The organism is Microbacterium oxydans, from assembly GCF_000956405.1.
GTDB classification, from domain to species: domain Bacteria; phylum Actinomycetota; class Actinomycetes; order Actinomycetales; family Microbacteriaceae; genus Microbacterium; species Microbacterium oxydans_C.
Window position 1 is genome coordinate 221,330 of sequence record NZ_JYIV01000030.1, and the last position, 13,879, is coordinate 235,208.

The window sequence follows — 13,879 nt, forward strand, 5'->3', positions numbered from 1 at the left end:
TCAGCTCTGCATCAGGTTCAGGAAGCCATCGTGCAGGTTTCCGTTGGTTGCCAGTGTCGAGCGCGCGCTGATCGTCTCGGTGCCGTCGGCCGCCGTCATCCGGCCACCCGCCTCGCGAACGATCGGCACGGCCGCTGCGATGTCGTACTCCTTGACGCCGAACTCCGCCACCATGTCGATGCGCCCCTCGGCGAGAAGCATGTAGGAGTACACGTCGCCGTATGCCCTGTCCCTCCACACCCGTGCGGTGACCGCCAGGAGCGTGTCGAGGCGCCCGGCCTCCGACCACTGCGCGATGCTCTGGAAGCTCACGCTCGCGTCGTCGAGGGAGGAGACCGAGGACGCCTGGATCCGGCGCGGTCCGTTCTCGCCGTCCGTCCAGGCACCACCACCGGTCGCCGCCCACCAGCGTCGACCGAGCGCGGGCATGCTGACGACGCCGACCTGGGGCACGCCGTCCACCGCGAGGGCGATCATCGTTCCCCACAGCGGGACCCCGCGGAGGAAGTTGGCGGTTCCGTCGATCGGATCGATGATCCACTGGCGCTGGGTGCTGCCCTGGGCGCCGAACTCCTCGCCGAAGATGCCGTCATCCGGGCGCTCGATCTCGAGGATGCTGCGGATCGCGCGTTCCGTGGCGAGGTCGGCGTCCGTCACATGCGAGTTGTCCGCCTTGGTCGAGATCTCGAGATCCGACGCGTCGAATCGGGCGAGCGACTGGTCGTCCGCGGCGTCGGCCAGGCGGAGCGCGAGCTCGAGGTCATCGCGCAGGGCATCGGCGTGTGGAGAGGTGTTCACGGTCTAAGAATAGTCGTCGGCTCAGCGGCGTCCGAGGGTCGAATGACCACGTCTGCCGTCTCTCATCGTCGCGGCGCGCCCGGGAGCCGACGCCGATTTCACATGGACCCGGTCGGCTGGTAATGTAATTCCTCGGTCGGGGTTATCCCGGGCCACGCACCTCTAGCTCAATCGGCAGAGCAACTGACTCTTAATCAGTGGGTTCTGGGTTCAAGTCCCAGGGGGTGCACGGATCAGCCTTGTCTAGACTCTCGCCAGTCTGAACAGGGCTTTTCTGCTTTTCGGGCATGGCGCAGACGCTAGACGTCCACTTCCTCCAGGATGCCCCGTGCAACCATTCGTGCAACCAACGTGCAACTCAAGTTGCGTCGGAGACTGTGGGCATGGCATCTATCGGAGACAAGTTCATGGCTGAGTTCGCAAGCATCGTCGCAGACGAGGTGATCAGGAAGTTGGACGAGCTCAGCGCTCCTCCTGCGGGTGCTGCAAGTCGGGCGGGGCACCCTGGTCGACTGCTCACGCCTGATGAGGCAGCAGACATCCTCCGGGCTAAGAAGAACACCCTCGCCGCGTGGAGGATGACACCCGGCGCTGGCCCTGAGTTCGTGAAGCGTGGTCGCCTCATCTTCTACACGCCCGAAGCGATACAGGCATACCTGGACCGCAACACGCACTGACATGGTGCGAGCCGTGCATCGAACCAATGACTTCTGCCAGGATCAACTGAACATCTACCGCTCGAAGGACCAGCAATGAAGCTCACCCAGTTCGAAGCCCACCAGGCATGGGCAACCCTTGGCGCCGTTGCCGAAACGATCAGCCGGCTGCGCGCGGCGGATCTGGGCACGAATATCGATGCGATCCAAGATCTCGAAGTTCAGGTTGCCTACCTGCGTAGCCGGTACAAGGCTCGCAAGCGGCTTGCTCCGTCGGTTTTCCCGACCCAGCTGGACTCGCTCGAAAGTAATCTCCAGGCTCTTCACGGATCGATTACGACCGCTCTCGCGAACGCTGATCCCACACGTACGCAGTACATTCAGCAGGGCCAGCAGTACATGCAACAAGCATTCGGCATCATCGCGGCATGGGCCACTGCCACTCCGACCGTCGGGGAAGAACGAGCTGAGATTGCCGTGGTAGAAGAGCTGCAGCGCCGAAACGCAGAAGTTGACGCTCATATCCAAACCCGCATCAAACAGCTCGATGATTCGGCTCGGGCAGTCTCAGACCAGATCGTGGCGGCCCAGGCTGCGGCGGCGAAGTCAGAGGCAGGCGTCACTGCGGCAGCAGAAGAAGCGAAACGAGCGGTAGAAGCGGAGAAGGCTCGAATAGCAACTGTTATCGACGATGGCCAGAAGACTATTGCGGGCTTCGAAGCGGAACTCCAAACTTCGTTGGAGACTTGGCGGACGGAACTCACGACGGGCTTCGAAGCAAAGATGGAGGACCTGCGGGCCAAAGAGCGTGCACTCCTGGCCCAGTCGCGTGAGCGATTCGAAGAACTCAAGAAGACGACCAGCGACTATCAAGCGGTGGTCCAAGCCGACTCAGCGGACCGGTTGGCGAAGCACTACGAGGTTGAGTCGAGGTCTGCACGGAAGTCAGGTTGGATTCTGACAGTGATCGGCGGCGCGATTCTCTTGTCTGCCGCACTGCCGTTGTTGGCGGTCGTTCTTGGTTGGCAACACGGGGAGGTCGATTGGACATCAATCGCTGCTCGCGCCGGTGTATCTGCGGTCTGCGTTGGTGCGGCAACGGTTGCCGTGCGGATGGGCGCGGGGTTCCACAAGCGATCGGACGACTACAAGCGATTGGCGATGGAGTTGCGGACGATGGGCCCGTTCTTGAGCACCGTTGAGGACTCGGAGAGCGTCGACCAAGCACGCCTTGATCTCGTGAACCGCACGTTCGGCCAGGCGTACGCGCCGCAGGCTGAGGCGAACGACGCAGATGCTGTGCCTGTTACCGTCCTGCAGCAGTTGCTGACGATGGTGACCAAGGCAATCCGATAGAGGCCTGCCCTCTAGGCGCAAAAGGCCCGCCCCAGCCGGAGCTAGGACGGGCCTTGAGGTGTATTACACCCTGGTTAGTCACCCACCGTTCTCCGCACGCCCGCAACCTGATTAGCGCGGCGCACCTTCTTGTCGATCGCATCCACGATCAGACCTTCGTCAAGGCCGTAGATGTCGCCGAACTGGTACGAGTTACCCGCGGCAACGGGAGCGGCCTGAGGTTGAGAGAACCCGAGCCGGTTACCCACCTCAAGCCACGTCCCATAGTTCTGCTGACGCTGATCCGACTTCGGCGAGATGTACGCTTCCCACGGCAACGTCCGCTCAGCGAACTTGTGGATCTCCGCACCGCCCGGATAGATACCCGAACTCATGCCACCGTTTGCGAACTGCCTGTACGTGTACAGGTTGCCGTTCTCGTTCGGAGACACGTTGAACGAACCCATCTGGATCGACCCGCCATCAGCTGCAACACGCACCCGGATAACCCGGTTGCTCTGCTGAGTAATGAACTGGTCAATCCCCCGCATCGCCGGCGACGTATCCACCGTGAGAATGATCGGCTTAGGCTTCGGGATGTTGTTGATCGCGTTAGAAACGTTCCCCAACGCACCGACCACCTGAGCCGAAGACCCAAGGTTCTGATCCGCCCACGCTTTCGCGGCCTCGATGTCGCCCGTCTTAGCGGCGATCATCTCAATCACCTTCTGCCTGCCGCTCTCCCACTCCGCTTGAGCGTCCTGCAACGTCCCGCCGTTCGCGAGGATAGCCTCGGCAGAATCACGGTGCGCCTGCTCAACCTCACGGATCGAGTCACGGAAACGAATCGAAGCATCATTCGTCCCACCAAAAGTAACGCCCTCGGCAGCAGCAGCATCGGCAAGAGCGTTGATAGACCCCAACGCATCATCATGCGCCGCCGCCATATCCATTGCCTTACCGGCAACCTCATCCAGTGCGCGCTTCATGTCATCCAGCTCGCCCACGGCCTCCTGCGTTGCGGCTTCCAGCTCAGACGTAGCCTGCGTGGCCTGACCTGTTGCATCGGCAGTATCCGATAGGGCGAACGCAAGCAGAGCATTCATGTCGATCTGCTTGCCGTTGGTGATCACATCGACGCCCTGCGCGGTCGCCTGCTTCACCAGAGCATCCCGGTACTCAGACATCGTGTTCAGAAGGTCAATCTGACCCTGCTTCGAATCCGTCATCTGATCCGTCAACATGCGGAACGACTGAGCAGCAGCCGGCGCATCAGTATCAGCCATCGTCGACAGCTCATGCCCAATGTCCTGCAAGTTCTTCTGCAACGTCGACGCCGCACCATCAAGCCCCAACAGGAACTTGTTGTTGTTGATGATGTCCAACTTCTCCTGGAACACCTCAACCGAAGCCGTGGCCTCCTTGATGCGCGACAAGAACGGGAGCGCCGAATCGGACGCCGCGAACAGTTCATCCGCAGACTTCGCGTTCTTGATCACGTTCTGGAAGACCTCAGTCGACGTCTTGAGCTTGTCCAGCTCAACCTTGATCGTCGTGATGACAGCCGTGGCCGCCACCAGTGCGATACCCCAAGGGCCGGTCATGAACGAAGCGAACCGGACAAGACCCGCGCGCGTCGTCGCCCCAGAAACACCAAGCGTTTCCATCGCGATCTTGAGCGCAGCAAGCTTCGGGATCGCGACCAACGCCGCACCACCCAGCAGGCCAACACCAGCAGTAATCAGACCCACCCACAAGACGGCCTGCTTGCCGCCCTCGGGAAGCCCATTGAAACCATCCACCAGACCAGTAAGACCCTGCACAAGATCCCGCAGAGGCCCGTTCGCACCCTCACCCATAGAGATAAACGCGGTGTCCAGGGCGCCCGTGAACTGCTCCCAATCACCCAACAGGTTGTCAAGACGAGTCGCGGCAACCTCAGCCGCATACCCCTGATCGTCAACCGCGGAAATCCAGTTACGGATACCCGACTCACCCTCCTTGTAAATCACGTTCGCCGCACGCACAGCATCCGAACCAAACATGATCGACAAGGCCGCGTTACGCTGCTCCGGAGTCAGATCCTTGAGAGCCGTTTGCAGGTTCCCCGCGAACTTCTCCATACCAACGAAGTTCCCGGAAGCGTCATACGCGCTGATCCCCAGTTCCTTCATCTTCGCCGCAGCCTCAGCAGACTGCGGGGTAAGACGCTGCAACATCGTCTTGAACGACGTACCCGCATCCGACCCAAGCAAACCCTGAGAAGCAAACGCGGCAAGAGTCGCCGTCGTCTCCTCAATCGTCAAACCAGTAGCCGCCGCAACCTGCCCACCCTGCTGCAACGCCGCAGACAGATCCGACACATCACCCATCGCCTTACCAGCACCCGCAGCCAGCAGATCAGCCACGTGAGACATGTCCTCACCACGCAGGTTGAACACCTTCAACGCGGTCGCAGCGATACCCGCAGCATCCGCAACCTCAAGACCACCCGCCGCAGCAAGGTCCAGGGAACCCTTCAACCCGCCACCAAGGATGTCCTTCGCGGACAGGCCAGCCTTCGCCAGCTCCTCAATCGCGTTCGCAGACTCCGTGGCCGAAAACACCGTCTTCGCGCCAGCATCCAACGCCGCATCACGCAGGGCGTCCATGTTCTGCCGGGCATCATCACCAGTAGCCGCAACATGCGACATCGCCTGATCGAACTCGGCATACTTCGCGATCGCCACACCCACACCAGCCGCAATAGCAGCACCAGCAGCAAGCATCCCCGTGCCGATCATCGTCATCGCTCGATGCGTTTCCTCAAGCTTCTTACCCTCAGCCGCCAGCGTCTTGACCGAACCCGTCGCCTGCTTCATGTTCCGGTCGAACTGATCGATCTCCGCTTGAAGAACGACTTTCGTAATTCGTTCACCCATCTTTTGCCCCCTAATGCTTCTTCAATTGCTCGCCCCACCGAATTCCCGCCTCGACAACCTGCGCGGTAAGCCGATTGATCTTGTCCGGAACAATCGGTCTTTCTGGGTCCCAAATGTCGTAGGCCGTGGAAGCATCTGCGGCCCGTTCCGCTAACTTGAAAACCAGCCGCGCAAGGGCAATAACCTGCCCGTCGCCATCAGCCTCTTTGTCGGCATATGCGCCGAGAATCTTTCGTGCGTCTTCTGACCCGGCGCGCGTCGCAAAAACGTCAATCAACCGATCTGCGACCGCCGAAACCTCTTCGTGCTTATCCACTTCTTGGCACCTCAATCACCTGAAAACTGAACTTCGAAAAGTTTTGAACCCGCCAGACGCTTTTTTGCCCTCTCCGGCGGTTCCGGGGTGGATGGCCTTGGTGGGTGTCCCCCCTGGGGGTGTGCTTCGTACCCCTGGACATGCCAAGGGACCAGCCGAGTTGATGTCGACTGGTCCCGTGTGGCTTGTGTGTTTATGCGTTCGTTGTCAGAGCCTTAGCCTTGGCGATCGCTGCGGGGATCGGCTGTGCCTTCTGCTCCTCGAGTGTCTGCCACTTGATGGTGACTCCTGCTCGGTGTGCTGCGAGCTGCCACGGTTCGCCGTTGGTGACGCGAGCGATGTAGTCCTGCCACTGGTCGCGGTCCTTGACCCAGAGCACGCGGCTGTGGGGCGTGTATCGCGTGGTCCAGACGTCAATGCGTGCCTGGCCGTTGAGCGATGCGAGTCGGTCGCGGTGTTCGCGGAGCACGTCAAGTTCGTTGATGGACTGTCGAAGCGCGGCGCCGGCTGGGTCGTAGTGGTTCTCGAGGTAGTGGTCTGCCTGGTCACCGGCTGCTGTTGCCGCTGTGGTGAATCGTTCTGCTGCGGCGTTGAAGAGTTCCGCGAACGCGGGGTCAACATCGGTGGCGAGTGAGATGAACCAGGCGTGGTCGATACCGGCTTCTGCTTGTGCTGCGACCTGTCGTGCGATGGCTGCTTGTTCGTCGTGTGCGGGGAGGGTTTGTGCTGCTTCGAGTGCGGCGTCGAGATCCTTGCTGGTGGTGATGGTGCTGGTGTCGATGGTTGGGCGTTCTGCAAGGCGAGCGGCCACGGTTGCGGCGTACTCTGCGAACTTTGTCGCTTCCTGCACCGTCTTGGGGATTCGGTTTGCGGGCATCGCCTCGGCGATGTGAAAGAGGTTGATTTCCATGTGTAGTTACTCCTGGTTGTCGGTGTTCTGGGTTGTCGGGGCGGTTTTGCGTCCGAGGAGGACGTCGAGGTCGCCTGCTCTGTAGTGGGTCATGATCTGGTCTGTGGTCATGGTCTTGAGGTCTTCGCGGATGATGGGCTGCGGTTCGTCGTCTGTCATGTCGTCGTGTCTTTCCTGTCGGTGGTCCTGCATTCGTCGCATTCGTTTAGCCACCATCCGTTTTCGGATTTGGTGATGGTCCATCCGGCTGCAATTGCGGCGCGGGTGAGGTATGAGTTGCTTGCGTGGTTGCGTTCTGTGATGAATACGTTTGGGCATGTGTCACAGAGCAACGCGGGTTTGATCATGTGGCCTCCTTCTCTGTGATGCGGACGCGGAGCCAGTTGGTGGCGACTCCGATGTTGACTGCCCATCCGTGCTCGCGGAGTCGTTGAATGTCGGTGAGTGCGTCGTCGTTGAGGAAGTTTGGTGTGCAGAGCCACAGCCATTCGCCTGCATCGTTTTCGAGGAGGCGGGGTCTTCCTGCCCAGGGGATGTATCCGTTTCCGAGTACGTCGCGTGGTCCGGCGTATTCCACTGGCCATTCTTCGGCTATGACCTTGCTCATTCGCGTTCTCTCTTTTCGGTCCAGTCATGCGTGGGCAACCTGTGGCCTGATGCTTCGAGTTGGGCGTAATAGTTGGCGAGTTCTCGAGCGAATGCGATTGGGGCGTCCCAGGCGGATGCCATCGCGGTCAGGTTGAGTGGTGCGGGCGTGCTCATGCGTTTTCCTCCTGTCTTGGTTGCATGTAATCCCAGACGCTTGATGGGTCACCTGCCGATTCGGCGAACTCTTTACCAGCGTCGCTGAGGGCTGCGTACTCGGGGTCACCGAGTTGTGGGTAGTAGATGTCATCCGGCCTTCCGAGCGCTTTGAGGTATCCCCGTATCTGTTTAGTTGCGTCGACGCGGGTGAGCTTTCGCCATCGTTCGAGTTGCACGTCATTTGGGATGCCGCCGCCTGATGCGTAGCCCAGGTGGATAGCGAGGTCTTTGAGGTAGGCGACTTGCCCTTCTGTTGCTGTGTCCTCTTCGGGGGAGTCGAATGAAAATGCCTCGGACGCGCTTTCGACGAAAGCGGGTGTCACAGTTTGTTCATGTGTCTTGTTCAAGTAGGTCTTGTTAGAGGTGCTCGGAGCACCCAGGTTCGTATGCTCGGAGCACCCACCATCAAGCTCGGAGCACCCACTTTCGTCATCCGCGTTATTGGGTAGGTGCTCGGAGCGCCTACGTTTGGGGATACGTTGACCGCGCCGACTTGTCGCCCAGATGAATTCAGGAGTCTCAGCCGCAAGTGCCACGTCATAGATGTTGGGAAGGTTCCTTGTTCCTTCCCGGCGCTTCGTTACCCGGATTAGCCCCTTCGCTTCCAAGAGGGGGATCGTCCGCTTTACGGTGTCGCGAGAGACACGGGCACAGTCGGCGATCGTTGTCATGCCTGGGAAGCACCGACCTGTTTTGTGGTCACGAAATCGCAGAAGAACGACATATACGGCCATCTCGTGCAAGGTCAGGTCTGCGTCATCGATCAGCCAGTTTGGGAGTCGAACCCATCCGTCTGATTTGACGCCGCGCGCATTGGTCATGTTGCCCCCTCTCTGGGGTCGTTGTCGTCGGGGAGGTTTCGGGCGTAGTCCACGCGACGTGCCGCGAGAGCGCCTGTAACGTCTTTGTAGCCGACGTGAGTTCGTGGCTGGTATCCCCGCCACGAAAGGGCGTCTTCGCCTCTTAGATGGGCGTCTACGGCCTGCCTGATGCCTTCGGGGCCGTGGTCCCGGAAAGCGCGGCGGATGAGTTTGAGCATCCGCGAGCGGGGGAAAGGCAGGCCAACTTCGTTGTAGAACCATGCCGCATAGCGGATTGTGGTCTCGATCGTGCCGTCATCCGCGGGCGCAGTGCCGCGCAGTGTCACGCCGCGGTGCCGGTCCAGGCGATCGGAGTACCAGACTGCTCAAGGCTCTGCATGTCCACTCGCAGCAGTCGCGGCCCAAACCGGAGCGCTCGGATAGAACCGTCCGCGATTCTGCGTCGGATGGTCTGCGTGCTTACGCCGAGAACTTCGGCGGCATCGTCGAGGGTTCCCCAACCGTTGTGAATTAGCGTGCTCATTATGCTTCCCCAGCCTTTCTATGGGCGCGTCTGTGTTCATAACTCCGGTTAATTGAAACCCGGCATATTTACATTGTGACTCACTCGTCTGCACTGATCCGCAGGGGGCATCAGGAGAGGGAAAGCGAATGCGGTAACATGTCATTCGATTGCATTTACGTAGGTTCACTTAGAACTCATCTAGATTTCTCCGAGAACGAAAGCTGGGAGTTTCCCTAGAGGTTGGCCTCGAGGTTTGGCGTCGGCGTGTCGCGCGCGCACGAAAGGGGCGAGTGTATTGAACCCGCCCCTTCGTTTCAGCGCTTACGCTGCGATCCTGGCCAACCGCTGGAACAACTCGCCGGGGTTGTCCGCGTCGATCACGTTGGCAATCCGTAGCAGGTCGCCTGCCGTCCATCCGCTACGCCCAGCGAGCTTGGCCGCGACAACGCCGGGGGTCAGGTTCATAGCGAGCGCGAGGGTGAATGGGGATACCGCTCGGTCTGCGAGCATTGCCGCGATTTCATTAGTGAGCGCCGCGTTTCCATCGCGCCTGTCCCTGCGGACGATGCGGGTGTTGAAGTCGCGGCAGATCCGCGCGGCCTCAGCGATACTCGCGGCCTGTGCGACCTGTGCGGTTGCGTCGACGGGGCGGCTTTCGAGCGTGTCGACCTCGAGCCGCCACATGCCTCGCGTGTCGTCGTACCACAGCGCGACATCGCATTCCGTGGGAAACGACAGTCGCAGAAAGCGCGCTCCGTGCGGGCCGGGTTCACCCTCGAAGTACTCTTCTGCCGTCTGGATCTTCACACCGCGAGCGGCCTGTGCTCGCAGCTCGTGTGCGGTCGCGTAGTCGCTCATCCACGGGGACATGGATACGGTATCTGACATACTGGTTGTACTCATTTGGGTCATCTCCTGATGGGTATCGCCCTCACCGTTCTAGCCAACGGTGGGGGCATCTTTCTTCGGCGGGGGTCCGCCCAAGTCTCTATTCGTGCAACTTGGTCACCTTGCGGGGCGCGGTGGGTAGCGGCATCCGGTCTACAAGCTCGGCTTCACGGCCCGTTGTTGCCTGATAGGCCATCGCCGCGGTTGTGGTGGAGTGGCCCAAAAAGGACATCGTTTCCCGAAGTGTTGCCCCCGACTGTGCGAGGGCCGTACCAGCGAACGCGCGTAGGTCGTGCTCGCGCACAACGTGTCTCACCCCTGCCGCGTCGCGGGCTCGGTTCCAATGCTTGTTGAACTGGCGATCGTGCATGAACTCGCTAGTCCCGACCGGCGGGAATAGGAGGTCATCGGGGAATGGCCCCACAAACTCGCGTAGGTGCGTTTCGACGTCGGGTGTCAGCCCGAGCGGGAGGGGGACAACGCGCACGCCCTCTTCGCTCTTCGGTGCGCCGACTACCCAACCCGTCTTGGGGATGAACAAAGCTTGACGATCTACTGAGATGAGAGTGCGCCCGGATGCAATCTGTACGTCTTTCCGTCGCAGCGCGCGCCATTCGCTCAGTCTCAGACCGCCGTATGCGCCTAGCAGCACACCCAATCGGCAGAATGGCCCGACCTCTTCGAGTAGCACGGCGAGTTCTTCGGCGGTCGGCGGGCGATGGGCCTTGCCCGTGCTGGTCCGTGTGAGGTTCGGGGGGACAGGGTTGGTTGGAATGATGCCGTCGACTAGTGCCGTGTTCAGGATGGCGCGGAGTAGTCGCGCCTCAGCCCCCGCTTGGGTTGCGCCGCGCTTCGTTCGTTCGTCGTGCCATGCTCGGACGCGTGCGGGGGTGATGGCGGTGAGGCGGTCGTTCGCGAACGTCGACAGGCCCGCGGCTAGCTGCCGCTCATACTCGGCTCGAGTCTTTGGCCTGAGGGGTACGCCCTTGTTCGACTTTCGCTGGGCGATCCATGTTGCGGCGTAGAGGCCGAAACGCTCCGCGGCGGCTCGCTTCTCTTCGTCCTGTGCCGCCTCTGCGGCCTGTGTGGGGGAAACCCAAGCGCCACGCTCAATGTCGGAGCGCACTGCACGTAGCCACGCTTCGGCCTTGGCGCGCCCTGTGCGGCCCTTGACGCCTGCGGGGGAGGGTGGGTCATCGGAGAACGTGTGTGGGGCTGTGTAGCGCACGCTATCCGGCCCGACGTAAGACGCTTGGACCCGACCGCTTGGGAGCTTTCGTATCGCCCCCCATTGCTTTGCCACTGTGCGGCCCCTCTCGGTCGTGCAACCAACATGCAACCAACTGTGCTGTCATGTGATGTTTTCTGTGAGTCTAATCAGTGGGTTCCCAGTCCACAAGGCCCAATATGTCAGTGCTCAAGAGCGTGTTTCTGCGGATCGTGCAACGTTGCACGAAACTGACTCTTAATCAGTGGGTTCTGGGTTCAAGTCCCAGGGGGTGCACGGAACAGCCTCAGTAGATCTCGCCATCTACCGAGGCTTTTCTGTTTCCTGAGCCTGTTCGCGCACTCCGTCGAGTCCGGCTCCGATCGCGTCCTGTTCAGAAGAGTCCGCGTTATCGCGTAATAGATCGTCCCTGACCTCATCTCTCACATGGGGACATACGCCTCGTGCTCCGGCCGCTCCGCTTCACAGCGACGGTCGAGGAGAGGTTTCATCAAGAACTGGGGAAGATCTTGTACGAGAGAAATGGTGGCGCCGTCGCGCGCCGAAAGACAACCGCGATCATCGCTGCGGCCGCCGCGGCACTCACCGCCGTGATCACGCTCGCCGGTGCCGGAGGTGCATCGGCGGCGGAGTACGACTACCCCGCGGCCATCGATCCTGCGTCGATCACCGTGACGACCGTCAACGGCGGCGGTGGAGTCTCACAGTGGGACCAGGTGCGAGTCGACGCCGACTGGGCGGTGCCGGACGGGGCCGTCGGCGGTCAGACCTTCGGGTTCACGCTCCCGAAGGAGTTCGCTCGCGCGGGCACATCCTTCTCGGTGCCATCGGCTGAGGACCCGAGCGTGCCGATCGCCCAGTGCACCGTGAGCACGGATGCGGCACCCGTCGTGACGTGCACCCTGACCGATTACGTGAACGGCCGCACCGGGGTCACCGGCTCGCTGTGGTTCGTCGCGACCGCAGACGAGCAGACGACGCAGTCGACGATCGAGTTCACGGTCGACGGCACGATCACGCCCGTCGACGTCCCCGGTGGGGGGATCGGACCGTCTGCGCCGCTGCCCACCGAGCCGCAGAAGTGGTCGTGGCAGACGGACGACGGCAGGATCGCGTGGGAACTGGCACTGCCAGGGGCGAGCTTCGCAGGAGCGGAGTCGATCGTGATCGACGACACCCTCGTCGGTGCGGGCGACGGGCTCGCGGAGCACCACAACGAGGACGGACAGCTCGCGGTCCGCAGTGCCACCATGCAGGATCAGGATTCCCAGACGATCACGAACTGGACGGGGGAGTGGAACGCCGAGGGCACCGCCTTCCACCTGGACATCCCCGGCCCGATCGATCCGACGCGGATGTACTTCGTCAAGTACTTCACCGTGCCGAGCACGCATGCAGACGGTGCGACGTTCGCCAACACCGCCGACGTGAACGGGATCAAGCTCGAGGACAAGGAAGTGTGGAACGTCACGGGCGGGGGGACCGGCGACGGCGACGCCACCGGATCATTCACCGTGACCAAGGCCGTCTCCGGATCCGGCGCGTCGGCTGTGCCCGCCGGCTCCGTGTACACAGTGAGATACAGCTACGGCGACCCTGTCGTCGAGCGCACCGTCGCCGTCACCGCCGGGGCCACCGCGCCACTGATCCAGCTGCCTGCAGGCACGGTCGTCACCCTCGTCGAGCTGACCCCTCCGGCCATCGAAGGCATCGACTGGAGCATCCCCGTCTTCTCCGGAGCCGGGGTCCAGGCGCGTCCCGACGGCGGAGCGGAGATCACCGTCGGTGCGGGTGCGACCGTCTCGGTGACGCTCACCAACACTGCGACCACGACGCCACCTGTCGTCCCGCCGACCACTCCGCCGACGACTCCACCGACGGTGGTCACCCCGCCGAAGGAGCTGCCGCTCACGGGTGGATCATCGCTGGCGACGACGGGTGGCGGTGTCCCAGGCGGGCTGCTGTGGGCCGGAGGGTCGGCGCTCCTGCTCGGCGTCGCACTGACGGCGCTCGGTGCCGCTCGTGCTCGGAGACGAGCAGCTCAGAGCTGATCGTCGAGACGCAGCCGGTGCCGCAGAGCTCTGTGCTCCGCGGCACCGAACGCCGTCGTGCCGAGGCGCCGCATGGGCACGACGTCTGGCTCGGCGAGACGTCACGCGACGGCGATCACCGTTCCCTCGGTCAGGGTGGTGAGCTGCTCGAAGGTGAGAGGCATGACGGTGTGCGGATGGCCTGCCGCCGCCCACAGCTCGTCGTGAACCTGCAACGCCTCGTCGATGTAGGTGCGAAGCGGCGCCGGGTGACCGACGGGTGCGACACCGCCGATGACCTGGCCGGTCGCCGAGCGGACGACGGCGGGCGGAGCCATCGTCACCTCCTCCGCGCCGATGCTCGCCTTCAGCGAGGCGAGGTCCACCCGGTGTCCGCCGCTCGTCATGACCAGCACCGGCACGTCGTCGGCGACGAAGATCAGACTGTTGGCGATCGCCGCGACGTCGCAGCCGATGGCAGCGGCCGCTTGGGCTGCGGTGCGTGCCGAGTCGGGAAGTACACGGATCGGGACATCGACGCCTGCGTCCAGCAGGTGCTGGTGAACGCGAAGACTGCGTTCCGGGAGTGCGGGGGTGTCGGTCATCGATCCACGATATCCAACGCGTGTGCCATGGCGCCGGAGCGGACTTCGACGGCTGCTCCGAC

The 13,879-nt window shown here is 62.0% G+C and carries 15 protein-coding genes and 1 tRNA gene; 4 read left to right on the plus strand and 12 right to left on the minus strand.

What is annotated here, in order from left to right; genetic code table 11:
- Positions 1 to 798: an inositol monophosphatase family protein gene (locus RN51_RS16435; protein WP_045265113.1), complete on the minus strand. Its 798-nt coding sequence runs from the start codon at positions 796 to 798 to the stop codon at positions 1 to 3.
- Between the two features lie 156 nt (positions 799 to 954).
- Between RN51_RS16435 and RN51_RS16440 the strand changes: the two genes are divergently transcribed.
- The 3 genes from RN51_RS16440 to RN51_RS18070 all read left to right on the plus strand — a co-directional run bounded on the left by RN51_RS16440 (position 955) and on the right by RN51_RS18070 (position 2,810).
- A tRNA-Lys gene (locus RN51_RS16440) sits at positions 955 to 1,027 on the plus strand.
- Positions 1,028 to 1,181: 154 nt separating this feature from the next.
- Positions 1,182 to 1,475 (plus strand): helix-turn-helix domain-containing protein, encoded by a 294-nt coding sequence (locus RN51_RS16445; RefSeq protein WP_045265114.1) that lies wholly within the window; start codon positions 1,182 to 1,184, stop codon positions 1,473 to 1,475.
- Positions 1,476 to 1,550: 75 nt separating this feature from the next.
- Complete coding sequence (locus tag RN51_RS18070; RefSeq protein ID WP_052674757.1) at positions 1,551 to 2,810, plus strand: hypothetical protein; 1,260 nt, start codon at positions 1,551 to 1,553, stop codon at positions 2,808 to 2,810.
- 74 nt (positions 2,811 to 2,884) lie between these two features.
- Here the strand turns inward: RN51_RS18070 and RN51_RS18075 are convergent, their stop codons facing one another.
- The 10 genes from RN51_RS18075 to RN51_RS16490 all read right to left on the minus strand — a co-directional run bounded on the left by RN51_RS18075 (position 2,885) and on the right by RN51_RS16490 (position 11,080).
- A complete protein-coding gene (locus RN51_RS18075; RefSeq protein WP_052674758.1) occupies positions 2,885 to 5,710 on the minus strand; it encodes a phage tail tape measure protein in 2,826 nt (941 codons plus the stop codon).
- 10 nt (positions 5,711 to 5,720) lie between these two features.
- Positions 5,721 to 6,026, minus strand: a complete 306-nt coding sequence (locus RN51_RS16465) for a hypothetical protein (protein ID WP_045265117.1) — start codon at positions 6,024 to 6,026, stop codon at positions 5,721 to 5,723.
- Between the two features lie 193 nt (positions 6,027 to 6,219).
- Positions 6,220 to 6,936 carry a hypothetical protein gene (locus tag RN51_RS16470; RefSeq protein ID WP_045265118.1) on the minus strand — a complete coding sequence of 239 codons (717 nt, stop codon included), beginning with the start codon at positions 6,934 to 6,936 and terminating at the stop codon, positions 6,220 to 6,222.
- 6 nt (positions 6,937 to 6,942) lie between these two features.
- Positions 6,943 to 7,095: a hypothetical protein gene (locus tag RN51_RS18475; RefSeq protein ID WP_156149210.1), complete on the minus strand. Its 153-nt coding sequence runs from the start codon at positions 7,093 to 7,095 to the stop codon at positions 6,943 to 6,945.
- A gap of 184 nt (positions 7,096 to 7,279) precedes the next feature.
- Complete coding sequence (locus RN51_RS16475; RefSeq protein ID WP_156149211.1) at positions 7,280 to 7,543, minus strand: hypothetical protein; 264 nt, start codon at positions 7,541 to 7,543, stop codon at positions 7,280 to 7,282.
- Positions 7,540 to 7,698 carry a hypothetical protein gene (locus RN51_RS18480; protein WP_156149212.1) on the minus strand — a complete coding sequence of 53 codons (159 nt, stop codon included), beginning with the start codon at positions 7,696 to 7,698 and terminating at the stop codon, positions 7,540 to 7,542. The genes RN51_RS16475 and RN51_RS18480 overlap by 4 nt, the downstream gene beginning before the upstream one ends.
- A complete protein-coding gene (locus RN51_RS18295) occupies positions 7,695 to 8,561 on the minus strand; it encodes a helix-turn-helix domain-containing protein (RefSeq protein WP_197073278.1) in 867 nt (288 codons plus the stop codon). Before RN51_RS18295 ends, RN51_RS18480 begins: the two co-directional genes overlap by 4 nt.
- A gap of 322 nt (positions 8,562 to 8,883) precedes the next feature.
- Positions 8,884 to 9,084 carry a helix-turn-helix domain-containing protein gene (locus RN51_RS16480; protein WP_045265120.1) on the minus strand — a complete coding sequence of 67 codons (201 nt, stop codon included), beginning with the start codon at positions 9,082 to 9,084 and terminating at the stop codon, positions 8,884 to 8,886.
- A 303-nt stretch (positions 9,085 to 9,387) separates the two neighbouring features.
- Positions 9,388 to 9,924 carry a hypothetical protein gene (locus RN51_RS16485; RefSeq protein ID WP_156149213.1) on the minus strand — a complete coding sequence of 179 codons (537 nt, stop codon included), beginning with the start codon at positions 9,922 to 9,924 and terminating at the stop codon, positions 9,388 to 9,390.
- 130 nt (positions 9,925 to 10,054) lie between these two features.
- Complete coding sequence (locus tag RN51_RS16490; RefSeq protein ID WP_045265122.1) at positions 10,055 to 11,080, minus strand: tyrosine-type recombinase/integrase; 1,026 nt, start codon at positions 11,078 to 11,080, stop codon at positions 10,055 to 10,057.
- A 611-nt stretch (positions 11,081 to 11,691) separates the two neighbouring features.
- Here RN51_RS16490 and RN51_RS16495 point away from each other — a divergent pair.
- The gene (locus tag RN51_RS16495) at positions 11,692 to 13,233 is read left to right on the plus strand and encodes an Ig-like domain-containing protein (protein ID WP_156149214.1); all 1,542 of its coding nucleotides are present in this window, start codon (positions 11,692 to 11,694) and stop codon (positions 13,231 to 13,233) included.
- A gap of 101 nt (positions 13,234 to 13,334) precedes the next feature.
- Here the strand turns inward: RN51_RS16495 and RN51_RS16500 are convergent, their stop codons facing one another.
- Positions 13,335 to 13,817, minus strand: a complete 483-nt coding sequence (locus RN51_RS16500; RefSeq protein ID WP_045265124.1) for a YbaK/EbsC family protein — start codon at positions 13,815 to 13,817, stop codon at positions 13,335 to 13,337.
- Positions 13,818 to 13,879: the final 62 nt, after the last annotated feature.

Excerpts from the sequence above, each read along its gene's own strand:
- RN51_RS16445 (WP_045265114.1), top strand. The coding sequence starts at position 1,182 with ATGGCATCTATCGGAGACAAGTTCATGGCTGAGTTCGCAAGCATCGTC.
- RN51_RS18070 (WP_052674757.1), top strand. The coding sequence starts at position 1,551 with ATGAAGCTCACCCAGTTCGAAGCCCACCAGGCATGGGCAACCCTTGGC.
- RN51_RS18075 (WP_052674758.1), bottom strand. The coding sequence starts at position 5,710 with ATGGGTGAACGAATTACGAAAGTCGTTCTTCAAGCGGAGATCGATCAG.
- RN51_RS16470 (WP_045265118.1), bottom strand. The coding sequence starts at position 6,936 with ATGGAAATCAACCTCTTTCACATCGCCGAGGCGATGCCCGCAAACCGA.
- RN51_RS18475 (WP_156149210.1), bottom strand. The coding sequence starts at position 7,095 with ATGACAGACGACGAACCGCAGCCCATCATCCGCGAAGACCTCAAGACC.
- RN51_RS16475 (WP_156149211.1), bottom strand. The coding sequence starts at position 7,543 with ATGAGCAAGGTCATAGCCGAAGAATGGCCAGTGGAATACGCCGGACCA.
- RN51_RS18480 (WP_156149212.1), bottom strand. The coding sequence starts at position 7,698 with ATGAGCACGCCCGCACCACTCAACCTGACCGCGATGGCATCCGCCTGG.
- RN51_RS18295 (WP_197073278.1), bottom strand. The coding sequence starts at position 8,561 with ATGACCAATGCGCGCGGCGTCAAATCAGACGGATGGGTTCGACTCCCA.
- RN51_RS16480 (WP_045265120.1), bottom strand. The coding sequence starts at position 9,084 with ATGAGCACGCTAATTCACAACGGTTGGGGAACCCTCGACGATGCCGCC.
- RN51_RS16485 (WP_156149213.1), bottom strand. The coding sequence starts at position 9,924 with ATGAGCGACTACGCGACCGCACACGAGCTGCGAGCACAGGCCGCTCGC.
- RN51_RS16500 (WP_045265124.1), bottom strand. The coding sequence starts at position 13,817 with ATGACCGACACCCCCGCACTCCCGGAACGCAGTCTTCGCGTTCACCAG.